Consider the following 2,368-nt stretch of genomic DNA (forward strand, 5'->3'; position numbering starts at 1 on the left):
CGGAACACGAGCGCCACGACGTCATCGCCGGCGGATATCTCGATCTGTGCAATATCGCTGCGTGCCTGCATAGAACCAATCAGCTCGGACAACGCGCTGATCCGTAGTCCCACTTCAGGCAAGAGCGTGTGGCACTCCGAGAGGTCGGCAACGAATCGTGGATTGTCTTCCCGGAATCCGACCAGGGCCTTGCCCTTCTTCTCCACCCATTTGACCGACAGCCTGCCCTTGCGGCGGTAACCCCAGGCCTGATCGGTCAATGCCGTCAGCCAGCGATCCGGACGCACCTTGCCGATCCGCTCGAAGTTCTCGGCAAGAAATTTTTCCTTGGCCTCGATCTGCTTGTCCGCCGGGAGGTGCTGCATGGCACAGCCGCCGCAACCACCAAAATGCGGGCAGCGTGCTTCAATGCGATCACTCGACCGAGACAGCAGCTCCTCGACCTTGACCTCGTCATAGTTGCGATGGCGCTTGGTGTAACGGACAACGGCACGTTCGCCCGGCAAACCGCCGGCCACGAAAACCGCTTTCCCGTCAACACGCGCAACGCCGCGCCCATCGTGGTTCAGATTCTCAACGTCCAGTTCCGCGAATTGCGCGCTTGATCGAGGGCTCATCATGAATGACAGGTTGTGGCGAGCGCGCATGTTAGCAGTGAATCATCCCGATCCAGCTGGATCGATGGCATGGTGGTGAAACTCGACGATTGACGCCGGGTCGCACAAGGTGAATCCTTCGTCAGGTTCCTGGAAATGGAAATCCATGCATGGCCAAGATCCTGATCGCTGACGACAACCTGTTGAGCCTTGAATATCTCGCCGAAGCGGTCTCCCGATTCGGGCATGAAGCAGACAGGGCCAGAGACGGCGTTGAGGCTTGCTCGCTGGCGTCGGCGCAGCCCTACGACTTGATGATCATCGATTCGCGCATGCCGCGTCGCGGCGGCCTGGAATCCCTGCATATCATTCGCAGCGAGGGCGGACATTCAAGCATGACCAAAGCAGTTGCCACCACCGCTGATGCGGGCTTGAATCCTGACGAGCTGCTGCGCGCGGGCTTTGCGGCGGTCGTGGTCAAACCCATCCCGCTCGAAGAATTTCGCGCGCTGTTGGCGCAGCACTTGCCCACGCGCCCGATTCAAGATGGCGACCTGGATGACACGCTTGCGCTGAGCAGGAGCGGCGGCGACACAACCATCATGAATGCCTTGCGAAGTCTCCTTGGAGGCGAACTTGATGCCCTGCCCCGCGAGATCGAAGAGTATGCACAAGACAGAGATGAGGAGGCGCTGCGTGATCGCCTCCATCGACTGGATGCCTCGGCCGGCTTCTGTGGCGCGACCAGACTGACTGGCGCCATAGCAGAATTGCGTCGCGCACTCGATACTGAGAACACCTGGCCAGACAAGGCGATCAGATTGTTCCTCGATGTCAGTGCGCAAACCCGAAGCTTGCTAGGTCAGGGGCCGGAACTTTCCTGAGAGAGAGCGCTGCTACGCATTCTCATGTCCCAGGCATTGAGGCTACCGCCATTGAGCTGATCTCGCAGAAGTGCCCGCATAAGGAGGCGCAGTTCTCGTTCATGCTGCATGTCGGGACGTTCATCATGATGCAGGGCGAGTAGCGCCGCTCCACTGATTCGCAAGGCACCGGCTTGCGACCTCCATGGCTGCGGACCCGAATCGATCAGATAGCTGTATTCCATGTCTGCCCGCAAAGGAGATCCGTCGTCGATGTTCCGATCCAGAACAAGGCCATAGCCAAGATCAATCATCAAATCCCGTTCGAACCGACGCAGGCTCCAGCCTTCCGGCTCGCCCGCCGCAAGTCGTTGCAAGCAAGTGAAATAGTGCTCGAACAGTTCAGGTTGCGGATCACCGCGAGCACACAACCTGAGCACGAGTTCGTTGAGGTACATGCCGGAATACAGGCGCTCGCCTGCAATCTGCAGCGGTGCCGCTGCCGCCTCGGCATGCGTGAGGGTGAACAGTTCGCCATTGCCGATCCAGCTCAGACTCAGGGCTTGCAATGGTTGCAGCAAGCCGCGCGGCATTCGCGATTTTTCCCTGCGTACGCCACGGGCCACCAGGCCGACACGCCCGTACTCGGGCGTCAGGCATTCAAGTAACAATGAGGTCTCTCGCCAGACACGAGCGTGCAGGATCAGTGCGGGCTGGGCATCAACTCGCATGACTCGTATTACTCAACCGGTATAGCCGAATTGCTTGAGCGAAGCATCGTCATCAGACCAGTTCTCACGCACCTTGACCCAGAGCTCGAGGAAGACCTTGTTGCCGAACAGTTTTTCCATGCGGCGACGTGACTGGCTACCGATCGCCTTGAGCTGTGCACCACCGGCACCAATGACA

Annotated in this window: 4 protein-coding genes; 1 reads left to right on the top strand and 3 read right to left on the bottom strand. The window is 59.2% G+C overall.

What is annotated here, in order from left to right; all coding sequences use genetic code 11:
- Window positions 1-647 (bottom strand): TRAM domain-containing protein (locus WBP53_RS13165; RefSeq protein ID WP_423929645.1); only part of this gene is annotated, 647 nt, incomplete at its 3' end.
- Between the two features lie 119 nt (window positions 648-766).
- Here WBP53_RS13165 and WBP53_RS13170 point away from each other — a divergent pair.
- The gene (locus WBP53_RS13170; protein WP_423929647.1) at window positions 767-1,480 is read left to right on the top strand and encodes a response regulator; all 714 of its coding nucleotides are present in this window, start codon (window positions 767-769) and stop codon (window positions 1,478-1,480) included.
- Here WBP53_RS13170 and recO read toward each other — a convergent pair.
- Both recO and WBP53_RS13180 read right to left on the bottom strand, forming a co-directional pair.
- Entirely contained in the window at window positions 1,459-2,190 is a 732-nt protein-coding gene (gene recO, locus WBP53_RS13175) for a DNA repair protein RecO (RefSeq protein WP_423929649.1), read from the bottom strand. The genes WBP53_RS13170 and recO overlap by 22 nt on opposite strands.
- Before the next feature lie 12 nt (window positions 2,191-2,202).
- Window positions 2,203-2,368 (bottom strand): KH domain-containing protein (locus WBP53_RS13180; protein WP_423929651.1); only part of this gene is annotated, 166 nt, incomplete at its 5' end.

Origin of the sequence: Dokdonella sp. (assembly GCF_049593775.1) — a bacterium.
Lineage (GTDB): Bacteria > Pseudomonadota > Gammaproteobacteria > Xanthomonadales > Rhodanobacteraceae > Dokdonella.

Excerpts from the sequence above, each read along its gene's own strand:
- WBP53_RS13170 (WP_423929647.1), top strand. The coding sequence starts at position 767 with ATGGCCAAGATCCTGATCGCTGACGACAACCTGTTGAGCCTTGAATAT.
- recO (WP_423929649.1), bottom strand. The coding sequence starts at position 2,190 with ATGCGAGTTGATGCCCAGCCCGCACTGATCCTGCACGCTCGTGTCTGG.